Origin of the sequence: Pseudonocardia sp., assembly GCF_035305885.1 — a bacterium.
Classification (GTDB): Bacteria; Actinomycetota; Actinomycetes; order Mycobacteriales; family Pseudonocardiaceae; genus Pseudonocardia.
In genome coordinates, this window is record NZ_DATGOP010000090.1 from 1 (window position 1) to 13,587 (window position 13,587).

Here is a 13,587-nt window from a genome sequence, read left to right on the forward strand (position 1 = left end):
CGTTACGGTGCGCCATGGAGGGCCTCCTGGGTTCGAAGTAGGTGCCTCAGACACACCCACCTCGCCCGGAGGCCCTCCCCTCGTTCAAGCCGACACGCCGTCGAGCACTGACAACAACGTCCTGAGTCACTACAACTAGGCGAGGCGACCGGTCCCGTCCGGCGCCCACCGGGTGACCCGATCGCGCAGGGCCGCGGCCAGCTCGCGCAGCACCCGCTCGCCCTCGGCCGCCGTGGCGCCGGTGGGGTCGCCGAGCACGCCGTTGGGACTCACCGCCGCCACGCCCCCGTCCCGCAGCGCGGGGAGCAGCTGCGCGAGCGGGGCGGTCGCGCCCGGCTCGGCCGCGTCCACCCGGACCGCGGCGGGGTCGAGGGCGAGCAGGACGGCGGTCTCGGTGCGCCCCGCGTGCGCGTCCCCGCCCGCCACGGCACACGGCCACCACGCGGCGTCCCGGCCCTCGGCCCGCAGCTGCGCCACCGCGTCCGGGACCGTCGGCAGGTTCCCGCCGTGCCCGTTGACGAACACGAGCCGGTGCACCCACCGGAACGCCGAGCGGCCCAGCTCCACGAGCACCGCACGGAGCGCGTCGTGCCCGATCGACAGCGTGCCGGGGAAACCCTCGTGCTCACCGGACGCCCCGTAGGCGAGCGGCGGCGCCACCAGCAGCGCATCGTCGCCCGCGGCGGCGCGACGGGCCACGGCGGCGGCGATCCGCAGGTCGGTGTCGAGCGGCAGGTGCGGCCCGTGCTGCTCGCACGCCCCGAGCGGGACCAGCACCGTGGCGGCGGGCACGTCGGGCCAGGCCAGCCCGCCGAGCGTCGCCGCCACCGAGGTGCTCAGCGGCCCGCGACCGGGACCTTCAGGCCCGCGAGCGGGTTCTCGTCGCACGCCCGGTCCGGGCGCATCCCGATCGTCACCGGCACGGGGCCGCGGGAGTTGCGCGGCGCCGAGCGGGAGTGGTCGACGTCCGACTTCGGGATCACCGTGTCCGGGCCGCGCGCCGCGAGGGCCTGCTCGCCCAACCCGCGGACGCACTCCGGGTCGGGCCCGTCGAGCGGGAGGCCGGTGAAGAACTTCGCGGCCATGCAGCCGCCCTGGCAGGAGTCGTAGAAGCCGCAGCTGCGGCACGCGCCGCCGGTCTGGGGCCGCCGGAGCTCGGCGAAGAGCTCCGAGGTGCGCCACACCGCCTCGAACCCGCCCGGCGACCGGACGTTGCCCGCGAGGAAGTTCTCGTGGATCGCGAACGGGCAGGCGTAGACGTCGCCGACCGGGTCGATCAGGCAGACCACCCGCCCCGCGCCGCACAGGTTCAGCCCGGGCAGCGCCTCCCCGTAGGCGGAGAGGTGGAAGAACGAGTCGCCGGTGAGCACGTCCTCCCCGTGCGCGACGAGCCAGTCGTAGAGCTGCCGCTGCTGCTCGGCGGTGGGGTGCAGCTCGTCCCACACGTCCGCGCCGCGGCCCGACGGCCGCAGCCGGGTGATGCGCAGCTGCGCGCCGAACCGGTCGGCGATCGCCTTGAACTCGTCGAGCTGGTCGACGTTCTGCCGGGTCACGACGACGCTGATCTTGGGCTTTCCGAACCCGGCCGCGGCCAGGTTCTCCAGCGCCCTGATCGCGGTGGCGTAGGAGCCGGGGCCGCGCACGTGGTCGTTGACCTCGGGCGTGGCGCCGTCGAGGGAGATCTGGACGTCGACGTAGTCGGTGGCGGCGAGCTGCGCGGCGCGCGCCTCGTCGAGCTTGATCCCGTTCGTGGAGAACTTGACGCCGACGTCGTGGGTGACGGCGTAGTCGACGAGCTCCCAGAAGTCGGGGCGGACGGTCGGCTCGCCGCCGCCGATGTTGACGTAGAAGACCTGCATCCGCTGCAGCTCGTCGATCACCGCCTTCGCCTCGGCGGTGGTGAGCTCGCGCGGGTCGCGCCGTCCCGACGACGACAGGCAGTGCACGCACGCGAGGTTGCAGGCGTAGGTGAGCTCCCAGGTGAGGCAGATCGGGGAGTTCAGGCCGTATTGGAAGTGCTCCACCAGCTTCACGGTCGCTCCTCGATGGTCCCGTTCGCGGCGAGGCCGGCGAGCGCCCGCAGGTAGGCGGGCCGCTGCGCCTCCTCGACGCCCGCCGCCTCGATGGCGGCGTGCACGGACGGGTGCCGTTCCAGGCCGGAGACGACCTCGACCAGCTGGGGCGTCTTCAGGAACGACAGCCTGCGGGTGCCGAAGTGGTAGACGAGCGCCCCGAACGGCTCGGGGCGCAACGCCACCTGTGGGCTGCAGCGGTGCGGCAGCTCCGGGTTGAAGACCGGGCCGTCAGTAGACACCGCACATGCCGTCGATCGAGACCTCCTCGACGAGGCTCTCCTCGACGACCGGCTCCTCGGCGGCGGCCTGGGACTCGCTGGTGGGCGACATGCGCAACCTCCTGGCGGGACGGCGGCTGGGGATGTGGCGGACGATAATTGACACGTCGTGTCAAAGACAAGGCCCGGCAGACTGCACCGGTGGAGTCCGACGTCCTGTTGCACATGTGCACCGCCGGGGAGTGGGAGGCCGCCCGCGCGGCCGGCGTGATCGCCCCGCCGTCGCTGGCCGAGGCCGGGTTCGTCCACCTCTCGACGCCGGAGCAGGTCTCCCTCCCGGCGAACCGCCTGTTCAAGGGCCGGTCCGACATCCTGCTGCTGGTGATCGACCCGGCACGGATCGGCGTCGAGGTCCGCTGGGAGCCCGGGGTGCCGGGGGATCCCGCGTCGATGCGCTTCCCGCACGCGTACGGCCCGGTCCCGGCCTCGGCGGTGACCGCGACCCTGCCCTACCGGCCGGGCGAGGACGGCACCTTCACCGCCCCGACCCTGCCCGGCCGCTGACCCCGGCGGGCGCGCGCCGCCCGGCGATGAGGCGGTGCACGACGAGCTCGAGCGGGCCACGGTCCGCGCGGCGCAGCCAGAGCGGCGCGGCGACCAGCAGGAGGGCCGAGACGCCTGCCCACAGCGCGACCGCGAACCACGGCCCCGCGCCCGCGAACCGCTCGGCGAGCCCCAGGCCCCAGCCGTAGCAGAGCGCCGCGGCGAGCACGTTCTGCAGGACGTAGCAGGAGAGCGCGGTGCGGCCGACCGCCGTGAGCCCGCACCGGAGCGGGCCGGGCGCGCGGCGGGCCCGCAGCACGAGCGACGTGCCGAGCCCGAGCAGGCCCAGCGCGACCAGCGGTGGGACGAGGTAACGGTCCAGGAGGAACAGGTCCGGTCCGCCGAGCGCCGTGAGGGCGTTCAGCGGGAGCCCGACGCCGAAGCCGACGGCGGTGAGCCTGCGCCGGATGCGCGTACCTGCCTCGGTGAACGCGCCCGCACGGACCATCCGGGAGCCGACGAGGAAGAGCACGACCGCCGAGGGCACGATCAGCACCAGCTCCGCGCGCAGCAGCGCGAAGTGCTCCAGACGCAGCCGGACCTGCTCCGGCCAGCTGGCCGTGAGCGCCGGGTCGGAGGCGCCGCCGGAGGCGGGCGGGCCCGGGGTCACCAGCAGCAGGGCCGTGAGCGCGAGCAGCGCGGCGACGTACACCGCGCCGACCGCGCCCACCCACGCCCGCACGACCCGCTCGCTGCGCCCCACCAGGTACGCCACCAGTATCGAGGCGATCGCGTAGCCCATCAGCACGTCGAACTCGAACACCAGGACGTAGTGGACGAGGCCCTCGACGAAGAGGACCGCGGCCCGCACCGGGTACCGGCCGGGCCACGGGTCGCCCCGCCGCACGGCCGACCGGTACTGCAGCTCGATCCCCACCCCGAACAGCAGCGTGAGCAGCGCGAGGAACTTGCCGTTGCTGAGCGTCCGCAGCGCCGTCTCGACCACGCCGACGTCGGTGAGCGCCGCGCCGAGGTAGGCGATCGGCCCGCCTGGCTCCGCGAAGAGCCAGACGTTCGTCGCGAACGTCCCGAGGATGGCGACGCCCCGCAGGACGTCGAGCGCGTCGATCCGCCCCCGTTCGGTGATCACCGGCATGGGCCGAGCATCGTGGGACCGCGCCGTCGCGTCGTCGGGCGCGCGATCGACCCCGGCGTACACCCTTCGACCGATCCGGGCCGGCCGCACCGAGCCCGCGACTCGCCGGGCCCCAAGGCGCGACTCGCCCGCACCCGCAGCGCGACTCGCCCACACCGAGCCCGCGACTCGCCCGCAGCCAGAGCGCGACTCGCCGGGCGGTGCGTACCACCTTCGATCGACGCGGACCGGCGCCGTCGCGTGTTCAATGGGCGCCGTGACGGGCTGGCTGGAGCGGCACACGGACCTGCTCCACGCGGGCGGGTTCTTCGCCGTGGGCGTGCTGCTGTACCTGGCCGCCCCCGACGTCGCGATCCGCTGGAGCGACGTCCCCGCCCCACCGCTGTGGGCGGTGGCGGCGCTGCTCGTCGTCGCCGCGCTCGGCCAGACCCAGCGCCGAGCCCGGCCCGTGCTCGGGCTGGTGGTCGCCTGCGGCGTGCTGGTCGCGATGATCCTGCTGGGCGTCGTGCCGCTCGCGCTGATGCTGGTGCTGGGCGACCTGCTCTACTGCGCGGTCCTGCACACCTCGGAGCGGTTGAGCTGGACGGTGGCGGGCGCGACCGCGGCCGTGGCCGGTGGCGCGGCGCTCGTCAGCCTCGTCGCCGAAGGCGCCCGCGCGGCCCTCCTCGTCGCCCTGAACCTCGGCCTGGTGCTCGCGGTGCCCGTGCTGTGGGGCCGCGAGGTGCGCCTGCACCGCGAGCGGGCCGACGCCGAGCGGGGACGCGCCGAGCAGGCGGCCCGGATGGCCGAGCTGGACCGGGCCGCCGCGGTGGCGGCCGAGCGGGCGCGGATGGCCCGCGACCTGCACGACGTGATCGCAGGCCAGCTCTCGGGCATCGCGATCCAGTCCGAGGCGGCGCTCAACCTGCCCGACCCCGACCCGGCCGTGCTGCGGCGCGTGTTGCAGTCGGTGCGCCGCGACAGCGTGGCGTCGCTCGCCGAGATGCGCACGATGATCGGCCTGCTGCGGGCGGGCGGCGCGGCCGACGCCGACCCCCGCACCGCGCCTGCCGGGCTCGACCGGCTCGACGCGCTCCTCGAGTCAGCCGCGGGCACCGGCCTGCGCATCGAGGTGGAGGACGCCCGCGGCGAGGCGGCCGAGCTGCCCGCCGCCGTCGACCTGGCCGCGTTCCGGATCGTGCAGGAATCCCTGACGAACGCCGCCAAGCACGCCCCGCGCAGCCGGGTCCGCCTGCGCCTGGACGTCCACGACGGAGAACTGGTGATCGACATCGAGAACGACCTGGTGCCCGGGGCCCCGTCGGGCGACGGCACCGGCACGGGGCTGCTCGGCCTGCGCGAGCGCGCCGACGCCGTGGGCGGCACCATCACCGCGGGCCCGGACGGCGACCGCTGGCGCGTGCGGGCGGCGCTGCCGGTGCGCGCCCCGGCGGGGGCGGCCCGATGACCGGCGAGACCGTCCGCGTGGTCGTGGCCGACGACCAGGCTGCGATCCGCACCGGGCTGGTGATGATCCTCGACTCCGCGCCGGACATCACGGTGGTCGGCGAGGCGGCCGACGGCCTGGCGACCGTGGCCATGGCCCGCGAGCGCAAGCCGGACGTCGTGCTCATGGACATCCGCATGCCCGGCATCGACGGGATCGAGGCGACGCGGCGGCTCGTCGCGGACTCGGTGTGCGAGGTGCTCGTGCTCACCACGTTCGACCTCGACGAGTACGTCGACTCGGCCCTCGCCGCGGGCGCGGCGGGCTTCCTGCTCAAATCGGTGGAGGCGCCCGCCCTGCTCGCGGCCGTGCGCGCCGTGGCGAGGGGCGACGGCGTGCTCGCCCCCGAGGTGACCCGCCGGGTGATCTCCCGGCTCGCCGCGCCCGCCCGCAAGCCGGTCCTCCCGCCGGGCTTCGACGAGCTCACCCCGCGCGAGCGGGACGTGCTCGCCTGCCTGGGCCGGGGGATGTCCAATGCGGAGATCGCGAAGGAGCTGGTGATCACCGAGGCCACGACGAAGACCCACGTCTCGCGGGTGCTCACCAAGCTGGGCCTGCGCTCCCGGGTGCAGGCGGCGATCGCCGCCCAGGACGCAGGCCTGGTGGACTGAGGCCCCGTCCCGTTCCCGAGGAACGGCGCGCCCGTCGGTACCTGTCCGACGAACGCGCCGTTCGTCGGAGGAAGGGGTGGGGCTCAGCGCGTGCGGGCGCCTGCAGCCGGCGCGGAAGACCGCGCACCGATCCGGCGGGCCCGGGCCGTCGCCGCCAGGAAGGCGGCGAAGAAGACCAGGCACGCGGCATCGAACACGACGCTGAACGGCGTCACGTCCTCCCGCAGGGCGGGGTGCGGGAGGAGGAGCGCGAGGAACGTCCCCTTGGTGACGGACGCGCCCACGGCGACGGGCACCCGGGCGGGCGCGAACAGGCCGGCCCAGACCAGAGCGGCGCCGAGCGCCAGCTGCAGGACCCCGCGGTGCTGGAGCAGCGCGAGCGTCATGGGATCGGGATCGGTGACCCCGTAGGTCCAGCGCAGGACCTCTGGGTCGGCGAGGGCGAGGACCGGGGTCGCCGTGATCACGCCGATCACGACGAAGACCACCGTGAGCGCAGCTGACGGCTTGACGGACATGGGCGCGGTCCTCGATCGGTTCTGCTGATCACAGGCTAGCCGGCACCCGGGCCGTCACCAGCGGGTCGGCTGAGACTCCGCTGAGCCGGCTCACTCCGTTCCGACGAACGGCGCGCCCGTCGGCACCTATCCGACGAACGCGCCGTTCGTCGGAAAGGGATGGCCTCAGCGCAGGCGGGCCGAGAGGCCGATCGCGTCGGTGACGTCGGCCGCCGCGCTGAGCGGCGGCGCGGCGGGCGCCGCGGCGACCGCGAGCATCGCGACGAGCGCGGTGAGCGCCGCGAGGGCGATGCGCGACACCGGGCGTGCCCCGGGACGGCCGAGGCGGTGCCGCCCGTGGCGGCCCACCCGCGCCCGCGGCGGGGACTCCAGCCCGAGCGAGGCGGCGGGCGAGGCCGGGTCGGCCGACAGCGCGGACGCCACGGCGGCCGCGGGCGGCCTGCGCAGCGGGTCGTCCTGGGTCATCGCCCGCAGGACGGAGGTGAGCCCGGCCGGCAGGCCGTCGGGCACCGCAGGCGGGCGGTGCAGCCGCGCGGTGGCCGACTCGACGGCCGCACCGGGGTACTCCCGCCGCCCCGTCAACGCCTCCAGCAACACCAGGCCCAGCGCGTACACGTCGGTGGCCGGGGCGACGTGCTCCCCGCGCACCTGCTCGGGCGCGAGGTAGGCGGCCGTGCCCACGACGCAGCCGTCGGCGGTGGCGGCGGTGGCCTCGAGCGCGCGGGCGATGCCGAAGTCGGCCAGGCGCGGGCGCCCGCCGCTGCCGAGCAGCACGTTGGCCGGCTTCACGTCGCGGTGGACGATGCCGGCCGCGTGCACGTAGGCCAGCGCGTCGGCGAGCTGGGCGCCGAGGCGGCGCACCGCCCCGGGAGCCAGCGGTGGCCCCGAGGCGATGCGCTCGGCCAGGGTCGGCCCCTCCACCAGGTCGGTCACGACGAACGGGCAGTCGTCCACGAGCCCGCCGTCGTGCAACCGGACGAGCCCCGGATGGTCGAGCCGGGCCAGCAGCTCCATCTCCTGGCGCTGCTGGCGCAGGTCTCGCTCCGACCCGCCCGGCCGGAAGCACTTGATCGCTACCTCGACGCCTCGCCGCAGGTCACGGGCCCGGTGCACGACGGCGGACGATCCGGCGCCGAGCACGGACCCGAGTTCGTAACGACCGGCGACGACGCGGGGAGCGTCGCCGAACGCAACAGCCTCGTCGGGGGCCATACCGAAGTCTTTCCCCCGTACGGGGCAGTTACGCACGGAACCGGGAAACTTCGACCCGGATGTGCGTCACCCGTTGGCGGCAGTGGTGAGCGCCCGGCGCGTGAGCACGCGCGCTAGGTGACGCCGGTACTCCGCGGTGGCGGCCGAATCCGACGGCGGCTCGGTGCGCTGGTCGGCCAGCGCCGCGGCCTCCTCGATCGAGGCGCCGTCAGCGAGCGCGGCCTCGGTCTGCGAGGCCCGCAGCGGGGTGGGCCCCATGTTGACCAGGCCGACCCGGCCGTCGACGACCGCGACCCCGACGACCGCCCAGTCGATCGCACGCCGGGTGAACTTCTCGTACGCCCAGCCCGCGCCGCCGGTGCGCGGCACCCGGACCTCGACGATCAGCTCGTCGGGTTCCTTCACCGAGGAGAACACGCCGGTGTAGAAGCCGGTGATCGGCACCTGCCGCTGGCCGCGCGGGCTGCGCAGCACGACCGTCCCGCCGAGCGCGAGCACAGCGGCCGGCAGGTCGGAGGCCGGGTCGGCGTGCGCGAGCGAGCCGCCGATGGTGCCGCGGTGGCGCACCTGCGGGTCGCCGACCGTGCGAGCGACGGCGGGCAGCAGCGGGCACTCCGCGGCGAGCACGTCCGACACCGCGATCGCGTGGTGGCGGGTCCCCGCGCCGATCGCGACCTCGTCGCCGTCGACCCGGATGTACTGCAGCTCGGTGAGCTTGCCGATGTCGATGATCAGCTCGGGCGCGGCCAGCCGCAGCTTCATGACCGGCAGCAGCGAGTGCCCGCCCGCGAGCAGCGTGGCGTCCTCGCCGTGCTCCTCCAGCAGGGCGAGGGCCCCGTCCACGGACTCGGGGCGCGCGTAGTCGAATCCGACGGGGATCATGCGGAGCTCCCGGTGGAGAAGCCGGGCGCGGCGAGCTCGGCGGGCGAGTCCTCGGCCTTCGCCGGGTCGTCGCCCGCCGCGGCCAGCACCGCGCGGACGATGTTGTGATAGCCGGTGCAGCGGCAGAGGTTGCCCTCGAGGCCCTCGCGCACGTCCTTCTCGGTGGGGTGCGGGTTCTCCTTCAGCAGGCTCACCGCGGCCATCACCATGCCGGGCGTGCAGAAGCCGCACTGCAGGCCGTGCTCGGCGCGGAACGCCGCGGCCACCGGGTGCAGGTGCTCCGGGTCGGGCGAGAGCCCCTCCATCGTGGTGACCGACTGCTGGTCGGCCTGCACGGCGAGCACCGTGCACGACTTGACCGACTCGCCGTCCAGCAGCACGGTGCAGGCACCGCAGGAGGTCGTGTCGCAGCCGACGTTGGTGGCCTTGAGCCCGACGACGTCGCGCAGGTAGTGCACGAGCAGCAGCCGCGGCTCGACCTCGGCGCTGGTCGGCTGCCCGTTGACGGTGATCTGGACCTTCTCTGTCATTTCGCGCCTCCGGCGGCCTGGATCGCTTCCCAGACCCGCTGCGGTGTGGTCGGCATGTCGATGTGGCGGACGCCGAGGTGGGACACCGCGTCGATCACCGCGCTCTGCACGGCGGGGGTGGCACCGATGGTGCCCGCCTCGCCGATGCCCTTCGCGCCGATCGGGTTCAGCGGTGTGGGCGTCTCCATGTGCTCCAGCGTGAAGCTCGGCAGCTCCGCCGCGGACGGGAACTCGTAGTCGGCGAACGTGCCCGTGAGCGGGTTGCCGTCGGCGTCGTAGAGGACCTCCTCGTACAGGGCCTGCGAGATGCCCTGCGCGATGCCGCCGTGGCGCTGGCCCTCGGCCAGCAGCGGGTTGAGCACCGGGCCGGCGTCGTCGACGGTGACGATCCGGTCGACGACCGCCTTGCCGGACTCGGTGTCGACCTCGACCACCGCGACGTGCGCCCCGAACGGGAACGTCGCGGCACCGCTGTCGAACGAGGTGTCGACGCGCAGCTGCTCCTTCGCGGCCAGCTCCGCGAGGTCCACGCCCGTGCCGGTGCCCTTCACGACGACCCGGCCCTCGGCGACCTCGAGGTCGCCGACGTTCGCCTCGAGCAGGTCGGCCGCGCGCTGCTTGGCGATCTCCACCAGCTGGCCCGCCGCCTGGTACACCGCGACGCCGCCGGTCTGCAGGCTCCGCGAGCCCATCGTGCCCGCACCGCGCGGGATCAGGTCGGTGTCGCCGTGCTTGACGGTGATCTTCTCGATCGGGATGCCGAGGTGCTCGCTCGCGAGCATGGCCCACGCCGTCGCGTGGCCCTGGCCGTGCGGGGAGGTCCCGGTGAGCACGGTGACCGTCCCGTCCGGGTGCACCTCGACCGAGGCGTCCTCGCGGAACTCGCCGCCGCCGGTGATCTCCACGTACGCGGACACGCCGATGCCCAGCTGCACGACGTCGCCGCGCTCGCGCCTGCGGGCCTGCTCGGCCCGCAGCTCGGCGTACCCGGCCGCCTCCAGGACCCGGTCGATCGCCTTCGCGTACTCGCCCGTGTCGTAGACGGCCCCGCCCTTCGTGGTGAACGGGAACTTGTCGGGCGGCACGACGTTGCGCTTGCGCACCTCGGCCGGGTCCATCCCGATCTCGGCCGCGAACAGGTCCATCGCCCGCTCGATCGCCGCGGTGGCCTCCGGGCGGCCCGCGCCGCGGTACGCGCCGGTGGGCGTGGTGTTGGTGACCAGCACCTTGGCCCGCGACTCGACCTTCGGGATGTCGTAGACGCCCGGCGCCATCTGCCGGGTGAAGAACGGCAGGAACGTGCCGAGCGACGGGTAGGCGCCCGCGTCGGCGAGCACGTCGAGGCGGTAGGCGAGGACGGTGCCGTCGCGGCGCCCGCCGATCGTGATCGTCTGCAGCTGGCCGCGGCCCTGCAGCATCCCGGTCATGTTCTCCGACCGGGTCTCGGTCCAGCGGACCGGGCGCCCGGCCCGCTTCGCGAGCCACGCCACGAGCGCGAACGTGGGGTCGGCGCCGATCTTCGCGCCGAACCCGCCGCCGACGTCGGGGAGGATGACGTGGACCTGGGACGGCTCGATCCCGAGCCAGCCCGCCACCTCGTCGCGGGCCATCTGCGCGTTCTGGGTGGACGCGAACAGGGTGAGCCGCCCGTCGTCGCCCCAGGCGGCCGCGGCGGCCCGCGTCTCGAGCGGGGCGGCGGCCAGCCGCTGGTTGACGATCTCGCGGGTGACCACCACCTCGCAGTCGTCGAAGAGGTGGTCGTCGAAGGGGCCGTCCTCGAACGCCAGCGCGACGTTCGTCCCGGCCTCCTCGAACAGGAGGACCTCGTCCTTCGCCGACTCCTTCAGCCCGACGACGGCCGGCAGCGGGTCGTAGTCGACCTCCACCAGCTCGGCGGCGTCCGGCCCCTGGTACGGGTGCTCGGTGAGGACGGCCGCGACCGGCTCGCCCACGAACCGCACCCGGTCCTTGGCGAGGAAGGAGCGGACCATCGCCTTGTTCGCCGCCGGGAACATCAGCGCCGGCCCGAAGTCGAGGTCGGCGCCGGTGATCACGTCGACGACGCCGGGCGCGGCCTTCGCCGCCTCGACGTCGATGCCCGTGATCCGGGCGTGTGCCATCGGGGATCTGACGAGCGTGAGGTGCAGGGCACCGGTCAACCGCTCGTCGGTCAGGTCGTCGGTGTAGGTCGCGCCCCGGGAGAGGAACACCGGATCCTCTGTGCGGACCACGCGCGTGCCCATGATGCTCATCGCCGGGGATGCTAGCCCTCCGGCTCGCCCACCGCCTGCACCGAGACGGTGCTTCCGCGAGGCGGAACCTGATCTGACGACCAGGGTGCCGCGCCGCCGGTCGCGCACCGCAACCGGGCGCTCACCCGGGGTCGGCCGATCGTGGGCGGCAGCGCGGGCACGGGCGGCTCGCGCTGGACACAGCAGTTCAGGAAAGCCACATTCCTGACGCCCACCTTCAGGAAAGCCACATCCCTGACGCCGACCGACCCCGGCACCCGACCGCCCGGGGCGTCAAGCGGTCTCCTCCCACCACCTGCGGACCGCCCACAGCGACGAGATCGGACCGTGGCCGGTGCCGAGCGGGTAGGAGTGGCGCACGCCCTCGACGATGTAGCGCTTGCCGAACGCCACCGCCTCCGGCACGGACATGCCGCGCGCGAGCCCGGAGGCGATCGCCGCGGCCATGTTGTCGCCGCCGCCGTGGGTGTTGCCGGTGTCGAACCGCGGCCCGGGCAGCTCGGTGAAGGTGTGGCCGTCGTAGAGCAGGTCGACGCACACGTCGCCGTCCTCACCCAGGTGCCCGCCCTTGACCAGCACGTACCGCGACCCGAACGCGTGCATCACCTTGGCCGCCTCGTACTGGCCCGCGCGGTCGCGCACGTCGACCCCGGCGAGCAGCCGCACCTCGTCGAGGTTCGGTGTGACCAGCACGGCGCGGGGGAACAGCAGCGTGCGGTAGGCGTCGAGGGCCGAGTCGGCGAGCAGCGGGTCGCCGTGCATCGACGCGGCGACCGGGTCGATCACCAGCGGCACGCCGTCACCGCCGATGCCCACGCGGTCGCACGCCCCGACGATCGCCTCGATGATCGGGGCGTTCGCCAGCATGCCGGTCTTCACCGCGTGGAGGGTGATGTCGCCCGCCACCGACTCGATCTGGGCGGCCACCGTCTCCGGCGGGATCGGGTGCACGCCGGTGACCCCGACGCTGTTCTGCACCGTGACCGCGGTGACCGCCACGCATCCGTGCGCCCCGCAGGCCGCCATCGCCCGCAGGTCCGCCGCAACGCCGGCGCCGCCGCCGGAGTCGGTGCCCGCGATCGTCATGACGGTCGGGGGTGTGGTGCCCACGGTGGGCTCCATGATCTCGCCTCCCTACGCCGGCATTACCCGGACAGGTTCCTGCGGTCGGCGGCGCCCCAGCCACCCTCTCAGCCCGCTGCTGCGAGCTCCCGGCCGCCCGACGGTAACCCGTCCGCGGGCGGAGGGGAAGATCCGGCGCTCCGGCGCCGTTGGTCACGACATGCCACTCGAGGGTGAGATCGAGATCAGCCCGACCCCCTGGGTCCGGGAGCAGACGCAGAAGATTCTCGAAACCGGGACGACGGAGAGCGTCGACATCAAGGGGCGGCCCGTCGTCCTGCTCACGACGCGGGGAGCGAAGAGCGGCAAGCTCCGCAAGGTGCCGCTGATGCGCGTCGAGCACGAGGGCAAGTACGCCATCGTCGCCTCGCTCGGCGGCGCTCCGAAGAACCCGGTCTGGTACTACAACGTCAAGGCCAACCCGCACGTCGAGCTGCAGGACGGCACGGTGTCGCGCGACTACAAGGCGCGCGAGGTCACCGGGGAGGAGAAGGCGGTCTGGTGGGAGCGGGCCGTCGCGGCCTACCCGGACTACGCCGAGTACCAGAAGAAGACCACGCGGGAGATCCCCGTCTTCGTGCTCGAGCCGATCGAGAGCTGACACCACCTTCCGACGACCACGGCGGCGGTGTGCGCGGGCGTCCGCGCACACCGCCCGCGTTCTTCTCGGGCCGTCGTCAGGAGTACCGCCCGAGGACGACGTGCACGAGCTCGTTCCACGTGGCCGCGAGGCCGGGGCGCAGGTCGAGCGTCGCCGCCCGGTCGCGCCGGATCCATTCGAGCCGGCTGGTCTCCCGGCTGCGCCGGAACCCGGTGTCACGCGCGTTCACCACCGCGAACACCGTGGTGAACCCCCGATCGCCGTGATCGTCGAGGAACGATCCGGGGATCGTGTACACACGACGGGTGGAGACCGCCTTCCTCCTCGGCTTCCCGCACTGCCGCCCGCTCGGCCGACCCGCCGGCCTCGCGGGCGCCGCCG

At 74.3% G+C, this 13,587-nt stretch carries 16 protein-coding genes; 4 read left to right on the forward strand and 12 right to left on the reverse strand.

From position 1 onward, the window contains the following. Positions 1-135 precede the first annotated feature (135 nt). Genes mftE through mftA form a run of 4 tightly spaced genes read right to left on the reverse strand, consistent with a single transcriptional unit; the run spans position 136 to position 2,405 of the window. Positions 136-828, reverse strand: coding sequence for a mycofactocin biosynthesis peptidyl-dipeptidase MftE (gene mftE, locus VKZ81_RS19165; RefSeq protein WP_324242975.1), 693 nt, complete (start codon positions 826-828; stop codon positions 136-138). Positions 829-836: 8 nt separating this feature from the next. Beyond that, complete coding sequence (mftC, locus tag VKZ81_RS19170; RefSeq protein ID WP_324242976.1) at positions 837-2,033, reverse strand: mycofactocin radical SAM maturase; 1,197 nt, start codon at positions 2,031-2,033, stop codon at positions 837-839. Continuing rightward, positions 2,030-2,314 carry a mycofactocin biosynthesis chaperone MftB gene (gene mftB, locus VKZ81_RS19175; protein ID WP_324242977.1) on the reverse strand — a complete coding sequence of 95 codons (285 nt, stop codon included), beginning with the start codon at positions 2,312-2,314 and terminating at the stop codon, positions 2,030-2,032. The genes mftC and mftB overlap by 4 nt, the downstream gene beginning before the upstream one ends. Then, positions 2,304-2,405 carry a mycofactocin precursor MftA gene (mftA, locus tag VKZ81_RS19180; RefSeq protein ID WP_324242978.1) on the reverse strand — a complete coding sequence of 34 codons (102 nt, stop codon included), beginning with the start codon at positions 2,403-2,405 and terminating at the stop codon, positions 2,304-2,306. The genes mftB and mftA overlap by 11 nt, the downstream gene beginning before the upstream one ends. An 89-nt stretch (positions 2,406-2,494) precedes the next feature. Here mftA and VKZ81_RS19185 point away from each other — a divergent pair, with 89 nt between their 5' ends. Next, positions 2,495-2,857, forward strand: coding sequence for a DUF952 domain-containing protein (locus tag VKZ81_RS19185; RefSeq protein ID WP_324242979.1), 363 nt, complete (start codon positions 2,495-2,497; stop codon positions 2,855-2,857). On the opposite strand, the gene VKZ81_RS19190 is transcribed toward VKZ81_RS19185, so the two are convergent. Continuing rightward, entirely contained in the window at positions 2,829-3,992 is a 1,164-nt protein-coding gene (locus tag VKZ81_RS19190) for a DUF418 domain-containing protein (RefSeq protein WP_324242980.1), read from the reverse strand. The genes VKZ81_RS19185 and VKZ81_RS19190 overlap by 29 nt on opposite strands. 256 nt (positions 3,993-4,248) lie before the next feature. Between VKZ81_RS19190 and VKZ81_RS19195 the strand changes: the two genes are divergently transcribed. Together VKZ81_RS19195 and VKZ81_RS19200 are read left to right on the forward strand one after the other, a co-directional pair. Beyond that, positions 4,249-5,439: a sensor histidine kinase gene (locus VKZ81_RS19195; RefSeq protein ID WP_324242981.1), complete on the forward strand. Its 1,191-nt coding sequence runs from the start codon at positions 4,249-4,251 to the stop codon at positions 5,437-5,439. After that, entirely contained in the window at positions 5,436-6,089 is a 654-nt protein-coding gene (locus VKZ81_RS19200; protein ID WP_324242982.1) for a response regulator transcription factor, read from the forward strand. Before VKZ81_RS19195 ends, VKZ81_RS19200 begins: the two co-directional genes overlap by 4 nt. Before the next feature lie 83 nt (positions 6,090-6,172). Here the strand turns inward: VKZ81_RS19200 and VKZ81_RS19205 are convergent, their stop codons facing one another. From VKZ81_RS19205 to thiD, 6 genes are all read right to left on the reverse strand, one after another. Further along, positions 6,173-6,607, reverse strand: a complete 435-nt coding sequence (locus tag VKZ81_RS19205; RefSeq protein WP_324242983.1) for a hypothetical protein — start codon at positions 6,605-6,607, stop codon at positions 6,173-6,175. A 165-nt stretch (positions 6,608-6,772) separates the two neighbouring features. After that, entirely contained in the window at positions 6,773-7,720 is a 948-nt protein-coding gene (locus VKZ81_RS19210) for a serine/threonine-protein kinase (protein WP_414709417.1), read from the reverse strand. Positions 7,721-7,885: 165 nt separating this feature from the next. Then, positions 7,886-8,701, reverse strand: coding sequence for an FAD binding domain-containing protein (locus VKZ81_RS19215; protein WP_324242985.1), 816 nt, complete (start codon positions 8,699-8,701; stop codon positions 7,886-7,888). Then, positions 8,698-9,231: a (2Fe-2S)-binding protein gene (locus VKZ81_RS19220; protein ID WP_324242986.1), complete on the reverse strand. Its 534-nt coding sequence runs from the start codon at positions 9,229-9,231 to the stop codon at positions 8,698-8,700. Before VKZ81_RS19220 ends, VKZ81_RS19215 begins: the two co-directional genes overlap by 4 nt. Continuing rightward, positions 9,228-11,483 (reverse strand): xanthine dehydrogenase family protein molybdopterin-binding subunit, encoded by a 2,256-nt coding sequence (locus VKZ81_RS19225; RefSeq protein ID WP_324242987.1) that lies wholly within the window; start codon positions 11,481-11,483, stop codon positions 9,228-9,230. The genes VKZ81_RS19220 and VKZ81_RS19225 overlap by 4 nt, the downstream gene beginning before the upstream one ends. Before the next feature lie 273 nt (positions 11,484-11,756). Continuing rightward, positions 11,757-12,605: a bifunctional hydroxymethylpyrimidine kinase/phosphomethylpyrimidine kinase gene (gene thiD / locus VKZ81_RS19230; RefSeq protein ID WP_324242988.1), complete on the reverse strand. Its 849-nt coding sequence runs from the start codon at positions 12,603-12,605 to the stop codon at positions 11,757-11,759. Positions 12,606-12,765: 160 nt separating this feature from the next. On the opposite strand from thiD, the gene VKZ81_RS19235 reads away from it, so the two are divergent. Continuing rightward, positions 12,766-13,206, forward strand: a complete 441-nt coding sequence (locus VKZ81_RS19235; protein ID WP_324242989.1) for a nitroreductase family deazaflavin-dependent oxidoreductase — start codon at positions 12,766-12,768, stop codon at positions 13,204-13,206. A gap of 76 nt (positions 13,207-13,282) precedes the next feature. Here VKZ81_RS19235 and VKZ81_RS19240 read toward each other — a convergent pair whose 3' ends face one another. Further along, entirely contained in the window at positions 13,283-13,438 is a 156-nt protein-coding gene (locus tag VKZ81_RS19240; RefSeq protein ID WP_324242990.1) for a hypothetical protein, read from the reverse strand. Between the last annotated feature and the right edge of the window lie 149 nt (positions 13,439-13,587).

Coding starts and splice junctions, on each gene's coding strand:
- VKZ81_RS19200 (WP_324242982.1), top strand. CDS start 5,436: ATGACCGGCGAGACCGTCCGCGTGGTCGTGGCCGACGACCAGGCTGCG.
- VKZ81_RS19205 (WP_324242983.1), bottom strand. CDS start 6,607: ATGTCCGTCAAGCCGTCAGCTGCGCTCACGGTGGTCTTCGTCGTGATC.
- VKZ81_RS19215 (WP_324242985.1), bottom strand. CDS start 8,701: ATGATCCCCGTCGGATTCGACTACGCGCGCCCCGAGTCCGTGGACGGG.
- VKZ81_RS19220 (WP_324242986.1), bottom strand. CDS start 9,231: ATGACAGAGAAGGTCCAGATCACCGTCAACGGGCAGCCGACCAGCGCC.
- VKZ81_RS19235 (WP_324242989.1), top strand. CDS start 12,766: ATGCCACTCGAGGGTGAGATCGAGATCAGCCCGACCCCCTGGGTCCGG.
- thiD (WP_324242988.1), bottom strand. CDS start 12,605: ATGGAGCCCACCGTGGGCACCACACCCCCGACCGTCATGACGATCGCG.
- VKZ81_RS19190 (WP_324242980.1), bottom strand. CDS start 3,992: ATGCCGGTGATCACCGAACGGGGGCGGATCGACGCGCTCGACGTCCTG.
- mftA (WP_324242978.1), bottom strand. CDS start 2,405: ATGTCGCCCACCAGCGAGTCCCAGGCCGCCGCCGAGGAGCCGGTCGTC.
- VKZ81_RS19225 (WP_324242987.1), bottom strand. CDS start 11,483: ATGAGCATCATGGGCACGCGCGTGGTCCGCACAGAGGATCCGGTGTTC.